We start from the raw sequence: 21,645 nt of genomic DNA on the forward strand, positions 1-21,645 counted from the left end.
CTTTTAATAGTAGTTCCACCCGCCCGCTTTTTCCACGTCATGCCCATTAATGCTGGTTATGACTGTAATAGCGACAGCAGATACGGGGGAATTATTTGTTGTGCCGTGTCATGAATATGGGGGTAACTACAGTAAAGATCAACCAGACTTGCGTCTTAATTCAATAACATACACGTTAGTGAACCAGTTTTCGTCCTGTTCAAACAAGCGAATTGTACCCTGGCGAGCAAAGCTAAGATAAAAGTCCAGGTGCTGTTTTACAAAGTCTTTTGCGGCTAAATCGCCAATGGCGATTAAGCGTACGTCGAAGATCTGCATGGCTACCTTGAGGGAATGCTGGTAGTCGCTAAGAGTATGTAGCGGCAGAATCAAACGCGAATTACTGTGCATATATTGTGGCGCCAATTGCAGTAACTCTACCAGCAAATCATTTCCGCGCTGGCCGCCATCTATTTCTGCCGCACCGGCACCGAGCTCTAAGGCATGTGCACTGGGCACTATTTCCTGCGGTAAGTTAGCCAGAATCACGTCGAACTGTTGTTGATAGTCACCAAAAAAGCCACCGACACGACCTTCAATAGCCACATTATTCAGGCCGCCATTGTGCTGCGTTAAAGCCACCGCCTCAGCCGAAATATCAGTGGCAACTACCTGCGCCCCCTGCAAAGCCGCATAAACTGACAAAATGCCACTGCCGCAGCCAATATCAATAACCGAGTCGGTTGCCGAAATAGCTATATGCTCGGCATAAAAGCGTCCGTGGGCACTAGGGGCAAAAACGCCAGAGCGATGCTCTAACTGAAATTTTGTTTGCTGAACCTGATAGGAAGATACTGACATGTAGCGACTCAATTCGTTTTTAAAAGGGTGAAGAATACAAAGTGTCGCTAAGTTTATGCGCAGCCGGGCAGCTGCGCATAGATTCATTTTTTCTATCTCATAGCTTTTTGATTTAGGCTATGGCTTGAACTGCCACTAAACCCTTAAACACTAGGCTTTCAAATAACCTGCGTGAAAGCGCAAGTGGTTCTCAATAAAGCTAGACACAAAAAAGTAGGAATGGTCATAACCCTCGTGGCGGTTTAATTCGAGCTCACTGCCGCTTTTCGCAGCCGCTTGTTCTAACCGTTCCACTTTTAACTGCTCAGTCAGGAATTGATCAGCCAGCCCCACATCAACCAGTATCGGCCACGGAGCTTTATGCTCACTCAGCAGCTTACTGGCATCATGTTGATACCACACAGATTTGTCGTTGCCTAAATAGGTGCCAAAGGCTTTTTCACCCCAACCGCAATCACTTGGATTCGCGATAGGTGAAAACGCCGACACGCTGCAATAACGCTCCGGGTGACGTAATCCCAATACCAGTGCGCCGTGCCCACCCATGGAATGTCCGCTAATGCTGGCTTTTCCATGTAAACCAAGTTCCCGAACATACTCAGGTAACTCATTCACAATAAAGGTTTCCATTTGGTAATGCCGTTGCCACGGCTGTTGGGTGGCATTCAGATAGAAACCAGCGCCCTGCCCTAAATCATAGCTATCGTCGTTGGCAACTTCATCGCCACGCGGGCTGGTATCAGGTGCAACTAAGGCAATACCAAGTTCAGCTGCTACGCGCTGTGCGCCGGCCTTTTGAACAAAGTTTTCATCGGTGCAGGTTAATCCCGACAACCAGTACAATACTGGTGTATCAGCGCTCCAGTTCGGTGGCAGAAAAACCGAGAAAATGGATTCCCCGGCCAGACTTTTAGACTGCACCTTATAACGTTGCTGCGCGCCACCAAAGGCGCGGTGTTCATCAATAAGTTCCATGCTTTCGCTCCTTTTCAGGTCGTGCTTCGCGTCCGTTTATTCATCAAATAGAATAACGGAACGAATGCTCTTACCTTCGTGCATTAAGTCAAAGGCCTTATTAATGTCTTCCAAACCCATGCGGTGCGTTACAAAGTCATCCATTGGAATTTCGCCGTTCATGTAGCGATCCACGTACTCTGGTAATTGGCTGCGACCTTTGACGCCACCAAAGGCACTGCCGCGCCATACCCGACCGGTAACCAACTGAAATGGCCGCGTACTGATTTCCTGGCCCGCGCCAGCAACACCAATAACCACCGACTCACCCCAACCTTTGTGACAACATTCCAGTGCTGAACGCATCACATTCACGTTACCAATACACTCAAACGAGTAGTCCACGCCACCTTCGGTGAGTTCAACAATCACGTCCTGAATTGGGTCGTCATAATCGAGTGGATTAATGCATTCAGTGGCGCCAAGTTTTTTCGCCATATCGAACTTATCAGGGTTCAAATCAATCCCGATAATGCGTTCTGCACCAGCCATTTTGCAGCCAATAATAGCTGACAGGCCAATACCGCCTAAGCCGAAAATAGCCACGGTAGAACCCGGCTCTACTTTCGCTGTGTTTAACACAGCGCCAATACCTGTGGTAACCCCACAACCGAGTAAACATACTTTATCCAGTGGTGCTTCCGGGTTGATTTTAGCGACTGCAATTTCGGGTAATACCGTGTACTCACTAAAAGTTGAGGTACCCATATAGTGGTGCAGCATTTTGCCATTCAAGCTAAACCGACTAGTGCCGTCAGGCATCAAGCCTTTGCCCTGAGTGGCGCGAATAGCCTGACATAAATTAGTTTTACCGGATTTGCAGAACTTACACTGGCCACATTCTGGCGTGTACAGCGGAATAACGTGGTCACCAGGTTTAACGCTGGTAACGCCTTCGCCAACTTCGGTAACAATGCCGCCACCTTCATGCCCTAACACAGACGGGAAAATACCTTCAGGATCATCTCCGGATAATGTGTAGGCGTCGGTGTGGCAAACACCTGTTGCCACCAGCTTCACCAATACTTCGCCAGCTTTCGGTGGCGCTACTTCAATGGTTTCAATTTGCAAAGGCTTACCAGCCTCTACCGCTACTGCGGCGCGACACTTGATCATGTTTTACTCCGGTTGCTCATTAAACGAGGACATAAGTTTAGTCTGTACGTGAGCAGCAGCCTAGCAGATCTCAATCTGGGCTGCAGGAGCTATTCGCCTAAAGTAGCAGTGCTATCACCCGGGTTTGAGTCGCTGCTTTGCTTATTCAACCACCAGAATTTGGCCTTGTGACGTAATTTCACGTAACGTCGTTGTGCTTTAGCTTGTGGCATGTACGCCTGCCGCATATCTCGTCCCAGCCGATGACTGAGCTTCACCGGATAAGGCTTCAGGCCAATCACATTCAAGCCCATTTCCCACCACCACTGGAAATCTACATCCAACGGGCGGAAGAATGTTTCGGTGCGAGCTAATAGCTGCTCTGCTGCGCTACGCTTTAATACGTAGGCGCAGCTTCCACGCGGCACCACTTCGTAACGTACGACTGTAGCGGCGCCCACATGGGTATAAACGGTGCTGCGCTCGCGTTTATATGGTTCTGCCAGCTTAATCATATTCCAGGGCACCAGAATGTCGCGAATACGATTTGGTAGTTCATTAAAGCCGTCTATTAATACAGTGTCGTCTTCCAGAATTACGCCGTAATCAACGCCACTGTTTACTAATTCTTGCCAGGCCTGGCGGTGGCTTAAATAGGTAGCCACATCGCGGCTACTTAAATTATGAAAATAATCTCTGTGGTTGCGTGATGAATCCACTACTTGTTGATATAACTCATCGGACACGTCGGCCGACGCTACGCCAACCACGCGGCTGAAATGCATACCAGCCCGCGAAAACTGATGCTTCATTTGCTCCAGTCTGGAAGTGGCCGAATCGGCGTTTATTAGCAGTACCTGATAGCGCATTTCTTGTTCCTCTAATTACTATTATCCGCGCAATATTTGTAACGCCCTAAACGCTTTTCAGGGCTATGAACACAGAGTGTTTGAGCCTGCAGAAGTTCAGCGAAAAACAGGCGAAAACAGACAACTTTACTCATTCTTTACCTGTTCTTTACGTTAATTCCCCGTACAATACTTTCTTCAACCATATTCAGCGCGGCCCATAAGGAAGAAACACATGAGTCAGGTACTTAATGACTTACTGGATTTGCTAAAACTTGAAACCATAGAACAGGGAATTTATCGCGGTCAAAGTCAGGACTTAGGCTTTGGTGCCGTATTTGGTGGCCAGGTCATAGGTCAGGCTTTATCTGCAGCAAAAGACAGCCTGCCCGAAGATCGTAAAGTTCACTCACTGCATAGTTATTTCTTACGTCCTGGCGATGCGCGCAAGCCTATCATTTATGACGTTGAAATAATTCGAGATGGCAAAAGCTTTTCTGCTCGCAGAGTTAAAGCCGTGCAGTTCGGCAAGCCAATTTTCTACATGACCGCTTCGTTCCAGGTGGCCGAAGAAGGCTTTGAGCATCAGGATGCCATGCCTGACGTACCTGGCCCGGAAGGTTTGGTTTCTGATTTAGATATTTACCGCGAACATGCGGAGCTGATTCCGGAAGCCCTTCGCAATAAGTTTATTTGTGAAAAACCTATTGAAATGCGCTTTGTGACGGCAGTGAATCCGTTTAAACCGGAAGTATCTGAGCCGAAACGCTATGTTTGGTTCCGCGCGAATGGTGAGATGCCCGATGATGCTCGCGTGCACAAATACCTGCTTGCTTACGCTTCTGATTTTAACTTCCTGCCAACAGCCTTGCAGCCACACGGCCGCAGCTTCGCGCAACCGAATATTCAGATGGCCACTATTGACCACGCTATGTGGTTCCACCGGGATTTCCGCTTAGATGACTGGTTGCTATACGCCATTGATAGCCCCAGCGCCAGTGGCGCACGCGGTTTAGTGCGTGGTCAGTTCTTTACTCGCAAAGGGGTATTGGTAGCATCTACCATTCAGGAAGGTGTGGTACGTGAACACAAAAGCTCGTAACGAGCTTTTGTGTTGTTCGTTGGCCTAACTTTTAGCCTAACGAGAAGAACAAGCCGGCAATGGCTGCACTCATCATGTTCGCCAGAGTAGCAGCCAGTAGTGCGCGCATGCCCAGGCGGGCAATATCGTGACGACGGCTAGGCGCCATTCCGCCTAAACCACCCAACAGAATGGCAATTGACGAAAAGTTCGCAAAACCACACAGCACAAAAGTAATAATGACTTGCGACTGCTGGCTCAGCTGGTCTTTGTAGTTCACGAAATCCAGGTAGGCCACAAATTCATTAATCACTAACTTCTGACCAATAAAGCTGCCCGCTAAACGCGCTTCGTCCCAGCTCACACCCAGCACATAAGCGACCGGTTGGAACACATAGCCAAAAATTTGCTGCAGGGTTAAATCCGGATAGCCAAACCAACCACCGAACCAGCCAAAAATACCGTTAATAAGTGCGATAAGCGCCACGAAGGCAATCAACATAGCACCTACGTTAATGGCCAGCTGCATACCGCTGGAGGCACCTGAAGCAGCAGCATCAATAACGTTTACGGATTTATCTTCAATTTGAACTTCTTCAACGTCATCGCGCGGCTTTTCGGTTTCCGGAATCATCATTTTAGCCATCAGGAAACCAGCGGGTGCAGCCATAAAACTGGCCGCAATCAAATATTTCAGCTCTACCCCGACGCCCGCATAACCGGCTAACACCGAGCCGGATACCGATGCCATACCACCTACCATCACGGCAAATAGCTCAGAGCGAGTCATAGTGGCAATGAACGGACGCACCATCATGGGCGCTTCAGTTTGCCCCACGAAAATATTAGCTGCCGCTGACATAGACTCAGGCCGGCTGGTGCCGAGCAACTTTTGCATGCCGCCACCCAGAATGCGGATAATCCACTTCATAACGCCCAAATAATAGAGCACAGAAATGAGCGACGAGAAGAAAACGATAACGCTGAGTACCTGAATAGCAAACACAAAGCCAAATTCAGCTGAAGCCAAACCACCGAACATAAAATCAATGCCGGCTTTAGTGAAGGAAATAACTTGTGAAACGCCATTGGCTACGGAAAACAATACTTCCTGACCAAAAGGTACATACAGCACAAAGGCACCAAGTAAAACTTGCAGCGCGAAAGCACCGGAAACCGTGCGCCAATTAATGCTGCGTCTGTTGGTTGAACACAAATAGGCAACCAACAAGATAATCGCGATGCCAAGAAAGCTATTCATAAGTTAAAAACCATTTTATTCCGCCAGCAACTGACGAATTTTTGATTGAATTAAATCGATGGCGATTTCATTCTGACCACCCCGGGTCACAACCAAATCAGCGAATTGTTTGGAGGGCAAAATAAACTCAAAAAATGCTGGCCGAACCGTTGCCTGATACTGCTCAGTGATTGAGCTGATCGAACGGCCCCGCTCTTCTAGGTCACGCTGCATGCGGCGCAGCAAACATATATCCAGTGGGGTATCCATAAACACTGATATATCAAAGTGCTCTCGTAATTCCGGGTCAGACAACAGCAAAATACCTTCAACCATAACCACGCGTCCGGGTGACACTGGAATAGTTTCAGCTAAGCGGGTGTGGGTGGTATAGCTGTACTGCGGCATTTCAATCGACTTGCCGTCGCGTAACTGCTGCAGGTGCTTAGCCAGCAGTTTATGCTCAAAAGCTGAGGGGTGGTCGTAGTTGGTAAGCTGTCGTTGTTCCAGGCTCAGATGAGTCTGATCGCGATAGTAGGCATCTTCCGCCAGAATCGCAATTCCATCACTTCCCAGTTCTGCCACTAATTGCTGGTATACCGTTGATGCAAAAAGGCTTTTACCCGACGCTGAAGCACCAGCAATGGCTATTATCGTTGTTTTTCCCACGCTTTGAGTATCCGTTGCTAACAACAGCGCGCAATTATCCTAGATAAAGCGATGAATTGGAAGTGCCGATCAAGGCCTGCTTACCAGAGCGCACAAATGTACGATTATTTGTTACATTTTATCCCGACTAAGGCCATTGAAAATAAGATCCGCTGGTTTATAGTGGCAAACAATATTCGTTAATCAGGAATTCATTCTCATGCATTTTTATAAAAGCCTGACCGCAGCTGCGGTAGCAACGGTGCTACTTGGTGGCTGCCAACTAACCTCTTCCGGTGCAGAACAACCAAATAAAGCCGCATCAGCTCAGCAACAACGTCAAGCCTTACCTGAAGTTGAAATAAGCCATCAGAGCTTTACCTTACCTAATGGTTTAACCGTTATTGTTCATGAAGATCGCAAAGCTCCTATAGTGGCGGTAAACGTTTGGTATGCCGTTGGTTCGAAAGACGAAGGCCCTTCCCAAACCGGATTCGCTCACTTGTTCGAACATCTCATGTTCAACGGTACCGAAAACTACGATGATGAATACTTCGGCCCGTTCGAAAAAGCCGGTGCCACCGATATGAACGGCACCACCAATAACGATCGCACTAACTACTTCCAGAATGTTCCAACGCCAGCGCTAGATATGGCGCTGTGGATGGAGTCTGATCGCATGGGCCACCTGCTTGGCGCTGTTACCCAGGACAAACTGGATGAACAACGTGGCGTAGTACAAAACGAAAAACGCCAGGGTGAAGCGCAACCTTATGGTCGCGTATTTAGCGTGCTGGCTGAAGAAACCTTTCCAGCAGGCCACCCTTACTCATGGTCAGTTATTGGCTCTATGGAAGATCTGAATGCCGCATCATTAGACGACGTGCATCAGTGGTTTGAAGACTACTATGGTGCGGCCAATGCGGTCATCGTACTGGCCGGTGATATTGACCTTGAAACCGCAAAAGAAAAAGTGACCCAGTATTTTGGTCACATTGAAGCTGGCAAACCACTGACCAAAACCAAATCCTGGGTAGCCAAATCCACTGGCACCAAGCGCATGACCATGGAAGACAACGTGCCTGCCTCGCGCATGTATAAAGTATGGAATACAGCCGAAATGGGCACGCAAGACTCCGACTACCTGGGGCTGCTGGTTGATATCTTCGCCAATGGCAAGAACTCACGTTTGTATCAACGCTTGGTTTATGACGAACAAATCGCGTCAGCTGTATTCGGCTTTCAGTATGATCGCGTGCTTGCCGGCCAATTTATTCTGGGTGCCGATGCCAAACCCGGCGTAGAGCTCAGTGCCATTGAAGCTATTGTTGACGAAGAACTGCAGCGCTTATTAAAAGAAGGCCCAACGGCCGACGAACTCGCCCGGGTTAAGTTCCGCCAGGCGGCTAATTTTGTGCGTGGCGCCGAACGTATCGGCGGCTTTGGTGGTAAGTCAGATATTCTGGCTGCCGGCGAGGTGTATCATGGCAATCCGGCGTTCTATCAACAACAATTAGAAACACTTCAGAATACCACTGCGGCCGACATTCAAACCGCGATGGACAAATGGCTTACCGACGGCGCTTTTGTACTCAATGTAGTACCTCAGCCGAACTATATGACTGGCGAGTCACAAGCCGATCGTTCTGAATTGCCAACAGTTGGAGCACTACCCGAATTAGACCTGCCTGAGCTAACTACCTTTACCCTGTCCAACGGGTTGGAAGTAGCTTTAGCCGAGCGGCATGACGTTCCAACGGTACAAATGAGTTTGGTATTTGATAGCGGTTATGCGGCTGATTTTGGCGATAAGCCAGGTACCGCCAGCTTCACCATGAATATGCTCAAAGAAGGCACCACTAATCGCGATGCCCTTGAGCTTCAGGCTGATTTAGATAGCTTAGGAACAAACCTGAATGCCTCAGCTAGCCTGGATTCCTCACGTATTAGCATGGACACGCTTACCACTAATCTCAGCCCAAGCCTTGAGATTTTCGCGGACGTACTATTAAACGCATCTTTCAGTGCCGATGAGATCGAACGTAAACGCTCCATTTGGCTACAAAACATTACCAAAGAAAAAGCGCAGCCACAGGCTCAGGCATTACGAGTGATGCCTGGCTTATTGTTTGGCGACAATCACGCCTACAGCGTGCCTTTAACGGGGTCAGGTACAGTTGACTCCATTAGTGCGTTGACGCGTGATGACTTAGTTTCCCACCGGGAAACCTGGTTACGTCCGGACAACGCTCGCCTGGTTATTGTTGGCGATACCACCGCCGAGGCCATTAAGCCCATTCTGGAACAGCAATTGGCCAACTGGGAACAACCTACCAGCAGCAAACCAAGTAAGCAGTTTGTGCCGGTGGCTCAGCAACAAAGTAACCGGGTTTTCTTGATTGATCAGCCAGGTTCACCGCAAGCTACTATTATTGCCGGGCAGCTTGCGCCTTCTGGTAACACGAGTGATGCCGAAGCCATTGACGTCATGAACACTATTTTAGGCGGCAGTTTTACCAGTCGCTTGAATATGAATCTACGTGAAGACAAAGGCTGGTCTTATGGTGTGCGTTCAACCTGGTTAGATGCCGATGCTCAGGGTATTTACCTGACGGTTGCGCCGGTACAAAGCGACAAAACCAAAGCCTCTATACAAGAGATTCTGCGAGAACTCACTGGCTATATTGGTGATGAAACCGCAACGCCAGCTGAGCTTGAAAAAGTAAAATCAAATAAAACGGCCAAGTTGCCGGGAGCCTACGAAACCAAAGGCGCATTATTACAAGCAATTGTGAATGCACTGGAAAAAGAGCAGGACATGGCTTGGTTAGAAAGCTACGGAGAACGCGTGCGGAGTTTGGAGCTAGATGCAATTCACACGGTAGCCGACGACGTTCTTCGGCCTAACGCGTTAACCTGGGTTATTGTAGGCGATCTTGCGCAAATTGAAGAGCAAGTACGCTCGTTAAATCTGGGTGAGGTAACTGTACTGGACGCCGATCAGCTATAAGTTTAATAAGCCAAGCTTAGCCCTAATGGTTAAAAGCCGCACCCCAGGTGCGGCTTTTTTATGCCATAAACCACTACTGTGATGAGCGCTTTGAATAACCAGCTAGAATAGTTTCCACAGCGCCGGTGTTCACTAATTCCTGAAATGCCTGTTGTAATTGATAGTAATTATTCGAATTATGTTTGCTCAAAGCGCAGTATGTAGGTGCCGGGTCTGCCCACATTTTATCTATCACAAAGTCAGGATTATTTTTGGCCACTTCAAAATAGTCCACATGTAAGTCAACACTCATGACGGTGTCCAAGCGCCCTTCTCGCAAACGTTCAATATTCGCCGCTAAATCCGCCGCGTCATCGCGAACTGCCTGGCCAGAGCTAAACAATGCTTCCAATTCCGGATAACTAAAGCCTCTTACCGTACCAATTCGAAATTCATTCAAATCTGTAACGCGAGTTATAGGCGCACTATCAGAGCGGCGTATAAATACCTGCTCAGTCATAAAGAGCACGGGGGACCAGCCCAGTTGCTCGGGATCTGCCACCCAATCCGGGTTTAGAAAACAAGCAATGTCCGCCTGCCCCGATTCCAGCCAAAGTTCTACCCTTGCTCTGGGTAAGTTTAAGTATTCAATATGACGGAAATTGCGCTGGGCCAAAGTATCTAAAATGTCTTTGGCAATACCACTATGTAGACGCCTATTTTCAAAAATGGCGTAGGGGCTCTCATTGGTTGCACTCACAATAGCCCGAATGGGTTGCTGCTGGGCGAAGGCAATGAATGGCGAAAGGATAAAAACAAGAATGAGAAAATTAACAAGTCGTTGCATAGTGTTCTATTCACCGATCGGTGCCTCTTTTGAGCATAGAGTAACTTTTAATTTAGTGCGACACTAGGCATAACGAATTTGTATCAAAAGTTAAACTGAAGTTGTAAATAGATGCTTTTGTTCACTCGAATTGCTTGCTATTGTAAAGCTCTTATCGTTTATGTAGAAACATGCTCAGGCATAGTTAGAATCTAATTTCAGGAGCATTTGACGTTGTATCCAGCCAGCTTCCTTGCTATATGCAAAGTCATGCTCAGACTTTTCTGCGCCCTGAGCGCTTTCGCCTATATTAGTTACGCCAGTGCTAACACAGAAGCTCCCGATGTAAATACCGACGCCCCGTTAAATATACGTGTGTGGACGTCTGATGATGGCCTTCCTCACAACTCAGTAAACCGAATCACTCAGGACAGACTAGGCTATTTATGGATTGCCACCTGGGAAGGCCCGGTGCGATTTAACGGGCGTGAATTTGAAGTGTTTGATGACCGCCGCCAAAGCGGCTTACCTGATAATGGCATGCTTGAAGTTATTCGCGCTCCTGATGCGTCACAAGTGCTCTTTGGTGGTGCTCGCGGCGGTATCGCTAGAACAGATGCCAACGATTGGCAAACCTTTGATACGGTCCCACCGCGCGTTCACCGGCTCTTTGTTGATGCCAATGAAGATCTCTGGATTGGTACTTTTAATGCGGGTTTAGTCAAACAAAAGGCCAGCGGTGAACGACAAACTTACAGCACCGAGCATGGCCTTCCAGGCCGTTCCGTTCACAGTTTATTGATGACTAAAGCAGGCTATTTGTGGGTTGGTACCAATAATGGTGTTGCGCAGTTAGCGTCTGATGGGAATTCATTTACACCGCTAACGCAATTACCCGACAATACCGTGTTAACTATGTTGCAGCTAACTGACGGACGCATACTGGTTGCCATAGACAACAAGCTATACATTGCCAACGACAGTCAGCAGCCACGCTTTGAGGTTTTTCCAACCCCGCTGCGTAGTGCCATTAACGTGTTACATCAAGACATGGCTGGCAACATATGGGCCGGAACCCATAAAAACGGCATTGCCAAAGTGTCGCTACAAGAACAAACACTGGAGTATATAGATAGCACCCATGGTTTACCCAATGATCATGTGCTGGATATTTTCTGTGATCGGGAAGGCAGTTTATGGGTGGGTACACACGGCGGATTGGTGCAATTACGCAGTACTTTATTTACAACCTACACCGAAGCTGACGGCTTACCCGCGAATTATATTCGCGCCTTGCACCAACTGCGTGACGGCACCCTGTTAGTTGGTGGCTTAGGTGGACTTAGCCAATACCAGAATCACCACTTTAGCCCCATAGCGACAGTACCGGAACTGCACAACAAATCTATTTTAAGCATCAACAGTGATGAATTCGACCGCATTTATGTAGGTACCTTTACCGATGGCTTATACGTTGTCGAAAATCAGGAGCTATTAAAGCGTTTGGATAAGGCAGATGGCATGGTTAGCAACGAAATTCGCGCCATACTGCCGTTGAGCAAATATGAATTACTGATTGGAACCGTGTCAGGTCTACATCGTATTGATTTCAGTCAGGACCAATTGCAGTTGCAAACCTTTACCACCGACGATGGCTTGCCGCACGACTATGTAGCCAGCTTGTATCGTGACTCACTTGGTACTATCTGGCTTGGCACCTTAACCGGCCTGGCCCAGTTCGAATTGAAATCAAACACCATTAAACCCTACGACTTCGCCGCAGGAAATGATGCGCAATACATATTCAATATATACGAAGACGCCAGTCATTTATGGCTAGGCACCGACCGCGGCTTAATGGCCAGAGACCAAAGTACCGGCGAATGGACTGTTATTTCGCGCGCAAATGGCCTACCGTTTGACAACTACTTCGGTATTACCCGCGACAATAGTGGCAATATTTGGGGTGGTAATAGCCGCGGTGTGTTGCGGTTACCACAGCGTCAGGTAGATGCAGTTTTAGCCGGAACCCAAACGCAGGTTAGCTATCGGTTATTTAAAAAAGCCGACGGCTTACAAACAGCGCAAATGAACACTGGCGACCAAGCCATCATAAAATCCCAAAGCGGTGAAATCTGGTTTGCTTTGTCCAGCGGGGTTGCCAGCACAACGCCGGTTGAAGTGGGACACAATAACTCGGTACCGCCGAACGTAGACATACACCGCGTAGCAGCCGACAACCAGCCAATTGCACCCGGTGCTGAGCTAGATGCAAAAGTTAACCGGGTATCATTTTCATACGCCGCGCTGGGCTACTTAAACTCAGAGAGTATCCGCTATCAGGTTCAACTACGCGGTTTTGATAAAAACTGGGTTGACCGCGGGAATGTCATGAGTGTCGATTACACCGATTTGGCGCCGCGCCATTATCAGTTCGCGGTTCGTGCGGCCTACCCGCGCGGGGAATGGAGTCAGATAGCTACTGTGGACATATACCAGCGTCCGGAGCTTTGGCAACGGTGGTGGATTCAGTTGTTAGGCTTACTCATTATTGTGCTAACTATTGCCGGGTTGGTCAGGCTGCGCTTACGCGGTTTGGCCAAATCGCGTCAACGCCTGTTAACCCTGGTAAATGAACAAACCAAAGAACTTGAGGCACTAGCCAATCAAGATAGCCTGACGCAGTTAGCCAATCGCCGCGCCTTCGATCGCTTTATTCAACGTGCGTTGCTACGCAGTGAAAAACTCGATCAACCATTGTGTCTGGCTATTTTGGACATAGACAATTTTAAAGACGTGAACGATACCTACTTTCATGCCAGTGGCGATGAAATTTTAAAGCGTCTGGCGGACATTATTCGTGACTGTATCCGCGACAATGACCATGCCGCTCGTTGGGGTGGTGAAGAGTTTGCGCTGTTGCTGGATAACACCAATATTGATACCGCATTTAAGATTTGTGAACGTATTCGTAGCCGAGTAGCCGAAGCCCGCTTTGAAGATATTGATACCAAGTTAACCGTTACCTTGAGTGCCGGTATTGCCCAGCACCACACCAATGAAAGTCATAGCAGTTTATTGCTACGCGCAGATAAGGCGCTGTACAGCGCCAAGCACGATGGTAGGAATCAAGTTGTTATTGCGGACGACGATAGGTAACTAAAGCGGGAACTTGGGATTCCAGACTACCTCCCAAAGATGTTTATCCGGATCTTGAAAACACCCCGCATAACCACCCCAGGCGGTTTTCGTTGCCGGTTTTATAACACGAGCTCCCGCCGCTTCAGCAACTTGCATAAACTTATCCACTTCGGCACAACTAGCCAGATTGTGCGCGAGCATCATGCTCGCGTTCGTACTGATATCGGCTTCCGTGGCGCTGTCTTTTAGTTGCAAATCCTTTAGTAAACTAGCCCGCGGCCATAGCGCTAATATTTGCCCATGTGGCAGCGGAAAGAAGGCAACGGCACCATTTTCGTATTCGGTGCCGATAATACCTTCAGTTTGCCAGCCTAACCCGTCGCGATAAAAGCTCACCGCACGCTCTAAACTGGCAACTGTGAGTGTAATAAAACTAACTGCAGCCGGCATAGCGAATTACTCAGCCAATGTCGCGAGCACGTCAGCGGCAAACCGCGCCTCATCAAAACCCGGCTCACCAGCTAAATCGTAACCACGGCGTACAATCACCAGTTGCTTCGATGGAATAACTATCAAGAACTGACCACGATTACCGCGAGCCGCAATAGTGTCATTCGGTAAGCCCGGAAAGTCATCATTGAACAACCACCACTGAGCACCATAGCCAACCACAGGTTCATCACTATCTTCACTTGCAGCAGGTTGTGCTGGTGCCGGTTTACTGATGTATTCCAGCCAGTTAGACGGTAGCAGTTGCTCACCCTGCCATTTGCCATTTTGCAAATGTAAAACGCCTAAACGCGCTAAATCACGGGCCGTAGTCCACACCTGTGATGACAAAATAAAATCACCACGCCAGTCGGTTTCCAAGCTCGTATGTTGCATACCCAGTGGCTCTAACAGCGCCTTAAATGGAAATTCAATATATTCCTGAGTACTTGCCATACGCTCATGCAGCACCCGCATGGCTAACATAGTGTCATTATTCGCATACTTCCAGCGCGTACCAGGTTCGGCTTCAAGGGCCGTTTGCGTAGCTGTGTCACTTACTAACCCACCACCCATATATACTCTGTCGGTGCGATTGCCGGCCGCATTACTATCTAAGCCAGACGCCATATGCAGAAGATTCTCGAGCGTAATAGAGCCACGCGGATCGGCAGCATGCGACCAATTCTCAAGGCCGGCAGGTTCGTCTACAGTTAATATTTCTTGTTGAACTGCGGCACCAATAACACTGGCGCCAATACTTTTTGCCACCGACCAGGTGCGTTGCGCTGTTTCAGGAGTAAAGCCGTCGCGATAACGTTCCGCCACAATAGTATCAGGGGTGACCACAAGTACTGCCGAAGTTCGCGCACCGCTGCCGTATTCTTTGGTGAATGCTGCATCAAGTACGCTATTAAGCTCATCGTTATCGGTTGGCGCATTTATTTCTACCTGATGCTGCCAGGGTTTACCATTATCAGCTTGATCGGTTGGGCTTGGATTTTTAAGTTTCGGTAAATGCGCAATGGCGTCTAGCTCAGCCCCAACCGGCAAATCAACACAACCTAACTGCTGGCGCCACCAGGAATAACGCGGCGGCATAGTATCGCTGTATTTCACCGACACGACCGGCTGGCCCTGATGTTCGATTAGATAGGTGCTCTCGCTCAACTCAGTGACAGTGTCAGCAATTAACGGATAAATACCCGTTAGCTCGTCACGTTCAATTTGCTCAGCTGATTTATTTGCGTTGTGTAGTGCACTGCAGGTAAATCCAGCCCGGTAGCCTGCCGCATAGGCAGACAAAGTTTCCGGGCTTTCATTTGCAAGCGCGGCAGGTGCCAGCAATATTCCACTTAATGAAATGAAACTACTAATACTCAGTTTATTGACTACAAATGTCATTGCCAGCTCCTGCTTCGCCAGTTCATTGAATTAGCTAGGGAGCGTGAATGTGTCCCAAGCCTGATTGATAATCCAAGGTTAACACAAAGTGTTTTAAAACATCTGTACTCAGATAACCACGTACTCGAGCACCCTGCACCCGCGACATGCTGTTCTCGCTTTGTTGGGTTAAGTTGGCATTTTCACCTTCGGCTCGCACCGCTACCACTACATCGGCCATTTCATAAGGACCAAGCGTCATTTCCGGTAGCGTGAATAGATCCACATATTGGTTACCCTGGGAGCTGTTAATCTCAATAGTTTCAGGACCAAATCGTTCTATCCAATTGTATTTTTCAGCAAGGCTACGCTCAGTAAATACGCCCGGACCACCTTCTGTGTTAATAACCAGCCAAACGTCCGTTTCACCGTTTAAGTTTACTTGCACCAGCGGATCACCGGTTTCAGCGTCACGACGAGTTTTTAAGTTCGAGATTTCTTTCATATCTACACTGTCGCGGGTCAGCAAACGCATTCTCGCATTTGGGTAATCAATCTGAATAATAAACTTCTTCAGGAAGTTAGCACCAAGTGACACCCCTACATCAGGCGAGCCATAATCCATTTCGGCAAATTCCATGGCGGTGTCCTGACCAAACAAGTTAATAGCTACTTTACCGTAAATTGGTTTAGCTCTATTCTCCGGCACGCTGCTTTCACTAAATGTAGTTTGTATGCGAACTTCCCTACCTGTGTCGTTCAGTTTCAAGTTGTGCTTTGCAATAAACTCAGCACCTATAGTATTCAAAGTATCTGCCGAGCTGATTGCTGCTCGCGTCTGAATCCCTTCCACAGTAACTGGCAGCGCTAGTCCTCCACCCGAGAAATCAACATCAAACCATTCGGTAGCTCCGGCCCAACTCAATTGGCTAAAGCTGAGACTAATCAGCAACGTAAATGTTAAAAAAAGTCTATACATCCTGTGTTCCTTGTTGTAATTTTTAGTTCACACCAAATTCTATATAAAACAACGTTTTGATCCTATCGTTTTATACAATTTTGCAACATATAGTTACAATTCCCGGCTAAATTATGCATCAGCTCGCTCGCGCTACCTTACTTATCGCCACAACCCTGTTCGCAACAGGCTGTACCACCTTTGGAGTTATCGACAATGACTCTCAGGCTACTTCCGAAAACAGCGCGAATAACTACGCATTAAAAGACTACGAAACCGCCAATAATCGCTCTGATGACATTACTCTGGTATTAGCTTTTTCAGGTGGCGGTAGTCGCGCTGCGGCACTTTCTTATGGCGTGATGGAAGCACTGCGTGACGCCGAGTTGGAAATAGATGATAAAAACACCAGCATGCTGGATCAGGTAGACATGATTTCATCAGTATCTGGCGGCAGTTTTACCGCTGCCTATTATGGCTTATTTGGTGATCAACTATTTACCCAGTTCGAACGCGATTTTCTGAGCATAGACTACGTGAATGAGTGGCTTTACGGGTTAGCCAGCCCACTGCTGTGGTTTTCACGCGAAGGACGCACTGAAATAGCCACCCGACTGTACGAAGAGAAATTATTCAAAGGTGCCACCTTTGCTGATTTAAAGCGCGCTGACGCTCCGTTAATTGTCATGAATGCTACTGACATGGGTGGTGGAATACGCTTCTCGTTCGTGCAAGAGTATTTTGACCTACTCTGTTCAGATATCGCCAATTTCCCGATTGCTCGCGCGGTAACAGCATCATCGGCGGTGCCGGTGATGTTAAACCCGGTAGTACTACGCAACCATAAGGGCTGTGTAAACCCAGAGCAGTCGTATTTGCAGGAACTTGATCAATCGAAGCTGGAAGAAGCACAACTGTCTCCGCATTTAATTGAAACTATTGAATCATTAAAAACCTATGAGCATCGTGATGAACGCCAGTATATTCACCTGGTTGACGGTGGCATTACCGACAATCTTGGCTTAATGGCATTTTATGAAATGGTCGAAATAAGCGGTGGTATTGAAGATTTCATGAAACTGATTGGAACCGAACCCTCCAAACGGCTGGTTATTATTTCGGTAAATGCGTCAGCTAAACCGCGTTACAATATTGAGTCCACTAATGAAATTCCTGATATTGAGAACACCATTAGCGCGGTAACCGACACTCAGTTGCATCGTTACAATGCGGCAACTATTAGTTTAATTCGTCGCAGCATGGAGCGTTGGTCAGAGGACTTGTCAGAGTTATGGTCACCCATAGAACCCTATTTAATTGAACTGAGCTTTGACGGTGTGCAACAAGAAGACGAACGTAACTTTTTAAACCAAATACCAACCAGCCTGTCACTGACCAAAGAGCAATCAAGCGCTCTGGCTAAGGCTGGTCGCGAATTGTTAAAGGATAATCCTGAGTTTCAGCGGCTACTTGAGGACTTAAAGGATTAGTCCTTTTTCGTTTCAGGTAGCATAGGCACCACCAGACGGGTGGTCACAACTTTGCCGTTGCTAATAACCAACTGAAACAAGTCACCGAAATCTTCTTCGGTTAATGCAGGAGCCTCACCACCGGCTTTTACAACCAAATCTGGTACTGTGTTGCTGTGGCCAATAATAAGCGCGTTCTGTTGTTGTGCCAGCAAGCTATCAACAAGCTTTTCCGGTTCACCAGCAACATAAGTTTCCACACTAAGATTCAGCAGCTTGCCGGCAGGACCTGCCGTTTGCCGAGTGCGTTGATAATCGGTGGTATAAATTCGTTCAATTCCAGCATTTTGCAACATAGTTGCCAAAATGGCAGCTCGGCGATGCCCTGCCTGAGTTAGTATCGGGTCGTCTTTGGCATCAACCTTCTCCGCATGACGCGAAAAGTATAAGGTATAGCTAGTGTCGGCAGCATTGGCACTTGTGGTCATCGTCATCATCAGTAACAGTACTTTTAGTAAAGAGGTTAGTCCCGTACATATCATCAATTTCATTCGTGTTAGTCTCGGTAATGATTCAACCTGAGGCTTGTGTGCTGCGTTGTACGGTTAGCCACCAAACACGGTAAAACTTAAGCCAACGTAAGCCACATAAGCAGCCAAAAATATAGCGCCCTCTAGTCGCGACAAACGCCGCCCCGTATACAAGAACAGCAATAATACCAGCGAAGTTGCCAACAATACCCATTGGTCGAACTGTAAAATCCGTTCACTCACCGGTAAGGGTTGCAGCAAGGCTGAAATACCTAAAATACCCAGTAAGTTGAATATATTGCTCCCCAGAATGTTACCCACGGCAACATCGGCATGACGACGCAATGCGGCAATAATAGATACCGCAAACTCCGGTAGCGAGGTTCCCACGGCAACCAAAGTTAAACCAATAACTGCTTCAGAAATACCGAACGCCTCGGCAATACCAGTAGCGCCTTTCAATAAAATCTGCGAGCCAACAATTAACAACGCTAACCCAATAACTATCGCTGTTGCTATCCACAGACCGGTTTTGGGTAAGGCTTCAATTTCATTCGCTTCAGCCGTGTGCATTTCTGCAGCGGGGTTATTTTGCAAGCGCTCGGTGCGATACGCCCAGACTAAATAAGCCAGTAGCGCCAGCAACAGAATAGCTGCATCGCCACGTGCCAGCGCACTACCACCAACCAAAATGATAAATAGAACCGTTGCCGCTAACACGGTTATAGCGTCACGGCGCAACGCCAATGGTTTTACTGCCAGTGGGCAAATAATGGCGCAGGTACCCAGAATAAGCAGCACGTTACCTATATTACTGCCAACCACGTTACCTACCGCAATATCGGGCTGTAAGTTTAATGCCGCATCTATTGAAACTACTAACTCAGGAGCGGAGGTACCAAAACCAACGATAAGTAAGCCACTGAGTAGTGGTGAAATGCCTATACGTTTGGCGGTAGCAAGCGAGCCACGGATAAGCGCTTCCCCGCCTGTTGTAAGTAGTACCACACCAACGATAACAAACAATAAATCCATCATCGCTTCACTCTCCTTATGTTATTCAGATGCTTTTGGCGCTGCTGGTGCAGGCTTTTTCTTGGTTACTTTCTTTTTCGCACCCAGCGCTATTAATACCCGTTCACGCTCTTTGGCCAGAAACATTGCTAATGCTTCTAATTGCTGCTCATCACTTACCAGCTCACTGGTTTCTAACAGTGGTACTAACTCATCCACCATATCGAGCATTTTATCATGCGCGTCGGCTTCGGCTTTTGAAGTGAAAGTCATTTTTTCGGCTCCGTCGCGAACAACTACATATTTGGTTACTACCGCCATCGTGGATGTCCTTTGGTAATCGTTATATTTAACACTGTTTATTTATACAGTTATTGTGTTTTGTATGCAACTGCCGGGTTGGAGTCGAGAAGGTCTGGTACCAGTAGTTCTGTTGGCAGCATCAAATTTAGCTTTTGATTGTTACACCGCACCTGACGTAGAACGTCAGGTTACTCGGTGTAATATTGCACACCAAGTTCAATACGATCGCGGCCGTTTTCAAGGCGCCAGCGGTTGGTATCACGTAGTGAATAAATACAGCCGCAATACTCTTGTTGGTAAAACCGTTCGCGTTTGGAAATTTCAACCATACGTGCAGCACCGCCCTGCTTGCGCCAGTTAAACGTCCAATAATGCATGTCCGGATAGCGCGCTGCCGCACGTTTACCACAGTCATTAATTTGTTCCATGTTCTTCCAGCGTGAAATACCAAGGCAACTGGTTATGGTATCAAAGCCATGCTCGTGGGCATAAAGCGCGGTACGCTCAAAGCGCATGTCGAAGCATGCGGTACAACGTTCACCACGCTCTGGTTCCCACTCTAAACCTTTCACCCGCTCGAACCAGTTCTTACTGTCGTAATCCGCATCAATAAAAGGCACACCAAGCTTTTCGGCAAAGCGAATGTTCTCTTCTTTGCGCAGCAAGTATTCTTTTTCAGGATGAATGTTTGGGTTGTAGAAAAATATGGTGAACTTAATACCAGCTTCCGCCATACGCTCCATCACTTCGCCGGAGCACGGCGCACAGCACGAATGCAGCAACACGTGATCTGAGCCGGTGGGAGTTTCTAAAACTATTGTTTCTTGTGCGGACTTTTTCATAATCAACAACCAATCACTATCTAATAACGAATCAAGGGCGAATTGTGCCTATTATAACAGCGGATGCAACGCTGCTGCGATAAATAACTATAACTACGATGAGGATAATTTTACAAACTCATTATTGATAACGATTATCATTTAGATTAACTTTGTTATGGGCGATTGATTCACAACCTGTAACGACAACCATAACGAGGTGATCTGATCTATGCGCACACAACAATGGCAACGAAATCCAATTAAGGTAACTACCGAGCCCTCTCCTGCACCTAACTCAGGCCAAGATAAACAAGGCGTAAATCTCACTATTGATTCAGCCAAGCTGATGCAGCTGTTGCATGATGGCCACTTGGTGGCCAGCGATATTCATTGCCTTGGCAACTGCAGTAAGGAGTGCGTACGCGGTTTATTGTTGCGCTGTGTGCATTATAAAATCTGTGGTTAGTTATCGATTGAGCACTGCTCACAACGTTCCTTGCCCGTTAATAGCTTGGAAATACGGTTCCTGTTCCCGGCAAAACCAAGGTAGACCTTGTCCGCTATCCAACTCAACCCGGGCCAGCGTAGCGGCGCTGTCAGCCAACCACGACCCACCAGCGACCAGGCTGCGTGCGTCACGTCCAGACCATACAACATGTTCCCGTTCGCATCCATGCCATGCAAAATCGCATTCGCACGAGCGACATCTACATTGCCAAACCGCTGCGAGAAGCTCTGTTCATGAATATTCTCAAATGCCATGGCCTGTTTTTTATCCAGGCGCTTCAAGTGTTTCATTTCGCGAACACATAACGGACAACCACCGTCATAGAATATCGTTAGTTGATGCGACATAAAATCTCGTGAGTTAAAAAGTTCTGTAAGTAGTTACGTTCATTGTACCCGCATAGTTCAGTCATTTCGCTGATGTAAAGAAAGCACAACACCGGTGA

General features: G+C 47.7%; 20 protein-coding genes. 5 read left to right on the plus strand and 15 right to left on the minus strand.

Annotated elements, in window-relative coordinates; genetic code table 11:
- Positions 1–138: 138 nt before the first annotated feature.
- The 4 genes from CCE91_RS07400 to CCE91_RS07415 form a co-directional block, all read right to left on the minus strand.
- Positions 139–840 (minus strand): 50S ribosomal protein L11 methyltransferase, encoded by a 702-nt coding sequence (locus CCE91_RS07400; RefSeq protein ID WP_157984126.1) that lies wholly within the window; start codon positions 838–840, stop codon positions 139–141.
- A gap of 150 nt (positions 841–990) precedes the next feature.
- Positions 991–1,815, minus strand: coding sequence for an S-formylglutathione hydrolase (gene fghA / locus CCE91_RS07405; RefSeq protein ID WP_086434556.1), 825 nt, complete (start codon positions 1,813–1,815; stop codon positions 991–993).
- 36 nt (positions 1,816–1,851) lie between these two features.
- Entirely contained in the window at positions 1,852–2,970 is a 1,119-nt protein-coding gene (locus CCE91_RS07410; protein ID WP_198677971.1) for an S-(hydroxymethyl)glutathione dehydrogenase/class III alcohol dehydrogenase, read from the minus strand.
- Positions 2,971–3,059: 89 nt separating this feature from the next.
- Entirely contained in the window at positions 3,060–3,818 is a 759-nt protein-coding gene (locus tag CCE91_RS07415) for a glycosyltransferase family 25 protein (RefSeq protein WP_086434557.1), read from the minus strand.
- 214 nt (positions 3,819–4,032) lie between these two features.
- Between CCE91_RS07415 and tesB the strand changes: the two genes are divergently transcribed.
- Positions 4,033–4,899, plus strand: a complete 867-nt coding sequence (tesB, locus tag CCE91_RS07420; protein ID WP_086434558.1) for an acyl-CoA thioesterase II — start codon at positions 4,033–4,035, stop codon at positions 4,897–4,899.
- Positions 4,900–4,930: 31 nt separating this feature from the next.
- Here tesB and CCE91_RS07425 read toward each other — a convergent pair whose 3' ends face one another.
- Together CCE91_RS07425 and udk are read right to left on the minus strand one after the other, a co-directional pair.
- Complete coding sequence (locus tag CCE91_RS07425) at positions 4,931–6,139, minus strand: NupC/NupG family nucleoside CNT transporter (protein ID WP_086434559.1); 1,209 nt, start codon at positions 6,137–6,139, stop codon at positions 4,931–4,933.
- A gap of 15 nt (positions 6,140–6,154) precedes the next feature.
- Positions 6,155–6,787 (minus strand): uridine kinase, encoded by a 633-nt coding sequence (gene udk / locus CCE91_RS07430; protein WP_086434560.1) that lies wholly within the window; start codon positions 6,785–6,787, stop codon positions 6,155–6,157.
- A gap of 199 nt (positions 6,788–6,986) precedes the next feature.
- On the opposite strand from udk, the gene CCE91_RS07435 reads away from it, so the two are divergent.
- Positions 6,987–9,776 (plus strand): M16 family metallopeptidase, encoded by a 2,790-nt coding sequence (locus tag CCE91_RS07435; RefSeq protein WP_086434561.1) that lies wholly within the window; start codon positions 6,987–6,989, stop codon positions 9,774–9,776.
- A 73-nt stretch (positions 9,777–9,849) separates the two neighbouring features.
- Here CCE91_RS07435 and CCE91_RS07440 read toward each other — a convergent pair whose 3' ends face one another.
- Entirely contained in the window at positions 9,850–10,602 is a 753-nt protein-coding gene (locus CCE91_RS07440) for a substrate-binding periplasmic protein (protein ID WP_086434562.1), read from the minus strand.
- A 249-nt stretch (positions 10,603–10,851) separates the two neighbouring features.
- Between CCE91_RS07440 and CCE91_RS07445 the strand changes: the two genes are divergently transcribed.
- A complete protein-coding gene (locus CCE91_RS07445; RefSeq protein WP_086434563.1) occupies positions 10,852–13,740 on the plus strand; it encodes a ligand-binding sensor domain-containing protein in 2,889 nt (962 codons plus the stop codon).
- Here the strand turns inward: CCE91_RS07445 and CCE91_RS07450 are convergent, their stop codons facing one another.
- The 3 genes from CCE91_RS07450 to CCE91_RS07460 are packed head-to-tail and all read right to left on the minus strand — an operon-like array spanning position 13,741 to position 16,573.
- Complete coding sequence (locus CCE91_RS07450; protein ID WP_086434564.1) at positions 13,741–14,172, minus strand: VOC family protein; 432 nt, start codon at positions 14,170–14,172, stop codon at positions 13,741–13,743.
- 6 nt (positions 14,173–14,178) lie between these two features.
- The gene (locus CCE91_RS07455; protein WP_234996279.1) at positions 14,179–15,615 is read right to left on the minus strand and encodes a serine hydrolase domain-containing protein; all 1,437 of its coding nucleotides are present in this window, start codon (positions 15,613–15,615) and stop codon (positions 14,179–14,181) included.
- Positions 15,616–15,649: 34 nt separating this feature from the next.
- The gene (locus CCE91_RS07460; protein WP_086434565.1) at positions 15,650–16,573 is read right to left on the minus strand and encodes a pepsin/retropepsin-like aspartic protease family protein; all 924 of its coding nucleotides are present in this window, start codon (positions 16,571–16,573) and stop codon (positions 15,650–15,652) included.
- Positions 16,574–16,686: 113 nt separating this feature from the next.
- Here CCE91_RS07460 and CCE91_RS07465 point away from each other — a divergent pair, with 113 nt between their 5' ends.
- Positions 16,687–18,042: a patatin-like phospholipase family protein gene (locus CCE91_RS07465; RefSeq protein ID WP_086434566.1), complete on the plus strand. Its 1,356-nt coding sequence runs from the start codon at positions 16,687–16,689 to the stop codon at positions 18,040–18,042.
- On the opposite strand, the gene CCE91_RS07470 is transcribed toward CCE91_RS07465, so the two are convergent.
- The 4 genes from CCE91_RS07470 to CCE91_RS07485 form a co-directional block, all read right to left on the minus strand.
- Complete coding sequence (locus CCE91_RS07470; protein ID WP_234996280.1) at positions 18,039–18,572, minus strand: SixA phosphatase family protein; 534 nt, start codon at positions 18,570–18,572, stop codon at positions 18,039–18,041. The two genes, CCE91_RS07465 and CCE91_RS07470, sit on opposite strands and share 4 nt — an antisense overlap.
- A gap of 54 nt (positions 18,573–18,626) precedes the next feature.
- On the minus strand, positions 18,627–19,589 hold the full coding sequence (locus CCE91_RS07475) for a calcium/sodium antiporter (RefSeq protein ID WP_086434567.1): 963 nt from the start codon (positions 19,587–19,589) through the stop codon (positions 18,627–18,629).
- 18 nt (positions 19,590–19,607) lie between these two features.
- A complete protein-coding gene (locus CCE91_RS07480) occupies positions 19,608–19,886 on the minus strand; it encodes a YebG family protein (protein WP_086434568.1) in 279 nt (92 codons plus the stop codon).
- Positions 19,887–20,056: 170 nt separating this feature from the next.
- Entirely contained in the window at positions 20,057–20,710 is a 654-nt protein-coding gene (locus CCE91_RS07485; RefSeq protein ID WP_086434569.1) for an epoxyqueuosine reductase QueH, read from the minus strand.
- A 211-nt stretch (positions 20,711–20,921) separates the two neighbouring features.
- On the opposite strand from CCE91_RS07485, the gene CCE91_RS07490 reads away from it, so the two are divergent.
- Positions 20,922–21,158, plus strand: a complete 237-nt coding sequence (locus CCE91_RS07490) for a hypothetical protein (protein ID WP_086434570.1) — start codon at positions 20,922–20,924, stop codon at positions 21,156–21,158.
- Here the strand turns inward: CCE91_RS07490 and CCE91_RS07495 are convergent.
- Positions 21,155–21,547: a thiol-disulfide oxidoreductase DCC family protein gene (locus CCE91_RS07495; protein WP_086434571.1), complete on the minus strand. Its 393-nt coding sequence runs from the start codon at positions 21,545–21,547 to the stop codon at positions 21,155–21,157. The two genes, CCE91_RS07490 and CCE91_RS07495, sit on opposite strands and share 4 nt — an antisense overlap.
- Between the last annotated feature and the right edge of the window lie 98 nt (positions 21,548–21,645).

Origin of the sequence: Pseudidiomarina planktonica, assembly GCF_900177775.1 — a bacterium.
Taxonomy (GTDB): domain Bacteria; phylum Pseudomonadota; class Gammaproteobacteria; order Enterobacterales; family Alteromonadaceae; genus Pseudidiomarina; species Pseudidiomarina planktonica.

Excerpts from the sequence above, each read along its gene's own strand:
- fghA (WP_086434556.1), bottom strand. The coding sequence starts at position 1,815 with ATGGAACTTATTGATGAACACCGCGCCTTTGGTGGCGCGCAGCAACGT.
- CCE91_RS07480 (WP_086434568.1), bottom strand. The coding sequence starts at position 19,886 with ATGGCGGTAGTAACCAAATATGTAGTTGTTCGCGACGGAGCCGAAAAA.
- CCE91_RS07495 (WP_086434571.1), bottom strand. The coding sequence starts at position 21,547 with ATGTCGCATCAACTAACGATATTCTATGACGGTGGTTGTCCGTTATGT.
- CCE91_RS07490 (WP_086434570.1), top strand. The coding sequence starts at position 20,922 with ATGCGCACACAACAATGGCAACGAAATCCAATTAAGGTAACTACCGAG.
- CCE91_RS07410 (WP_198677971.1), bottom strand. The coding sequence starts at position 2,970 with ATGATCAAGTGTCGCGCCGCAGTAGCGGTAGAGGCTGGTAAGCCTTTG.
- CCE91_RS07425 (WP_086434559.1), bottom strand. The coding sequence starts at position 6,139 with ATGAATAGCTTTCTTGGCATCGCGATTATCTTGTTGGTTGCCTATTTG.
- CCE91_RS07475 (WP_086434567.1), bottom strand. The coding sequence starts at position 19,589 with ATGATGGATTTATTGTTTGTTATCGTTGGTGTGGTACTACTTACAACA.
- CCE91_RS07455 (WP_234996279.1), bottom strand. The coding sequence starts at position 15,615 with ATGACATTTGTAGTCAATAAACTGAGTATTAGTAGTTTCATTTCATTA.
- CCE91_RS07445 (WP_086434563.1), top strand. The coding sequence starts at position 10,852 with ATGCTCAGACTTTTCTGCGCCCTGAGCGCTTTCGCCTATATTAGTTAC.
- CCE91_RS07400 (WP_157984126.1), bottom strand. The coding sequence starts at position 840 with ATGTCAGTATCTTCCTATCAGGTTCAGCAAACAAAATTTCAGTTAGAG.
- CCE91_RS07435 (WP_086434561.1), top strand. The coding sequence starts at position 6,987 with ATGCATTTTTATAAAAGCCTGACCGCAGCTGCGGTAGCAACGGTGCTA.
- CCE91_RS07470 (WP_234996280.1), bottom strand. The coding sequence starts at position 18,572 with ATGAAATTGATGATATGTACGGGACTAACCTCTTTACTAAAAGTACTG.
- CCE91_RS07485 (WP_086434569.1), bottom strand. The coding sequence starts at position 20,710 with ATGAAAAAGTCCGCACAAGAAACAATAGTTTTAGAAACTCCCACCGGC.
- CCE91_RS07415 (WP_086434557.1), bottom strand. The coding sequence starts at position 3,818 with ATGCGCTATCAGGTACTGCTAATAAACGCCGATTCGGCCACTTCCAGA.
- CCE91_RS07460 (WP_086434565.1), bottom strand. The coding sequence starts at position 16,573 with ATGTATAGACTTTTTTTAACATTTACGTTGCTGATTAGTCTCAGCTTT.
- CCE91_RS07450 (WP_086434564.1), bottom strand. The coding sequence starts at position 14,172 with ATGCCGGCTGCAGTTAGTTTTATTACACTCACAGTTGCCAGTTTAGAG.
- tesB (WP_086434558.1), top strand. The coding sequence starts at position 4,033 with ATGAGTCAGGTACTTAATGACTTACTGGATTTGCTAAAACTTGAAACC.
- CCE91_RS07465 (WP_086434566.1), top strand. The coding sequence starts at position 16,687 with ATGCATCAGCTCGCTCGCGCTACCTTACTTATCGCCACAACCCTGTTC.
- CCE91_RS07440 (WP_086434562.1), bottom strand. The coding sequence starts at position 10,602 with ATGCAACGACTTGTTAATTTTCTCATTCTTGTTTTTATCCTTTCGCCA.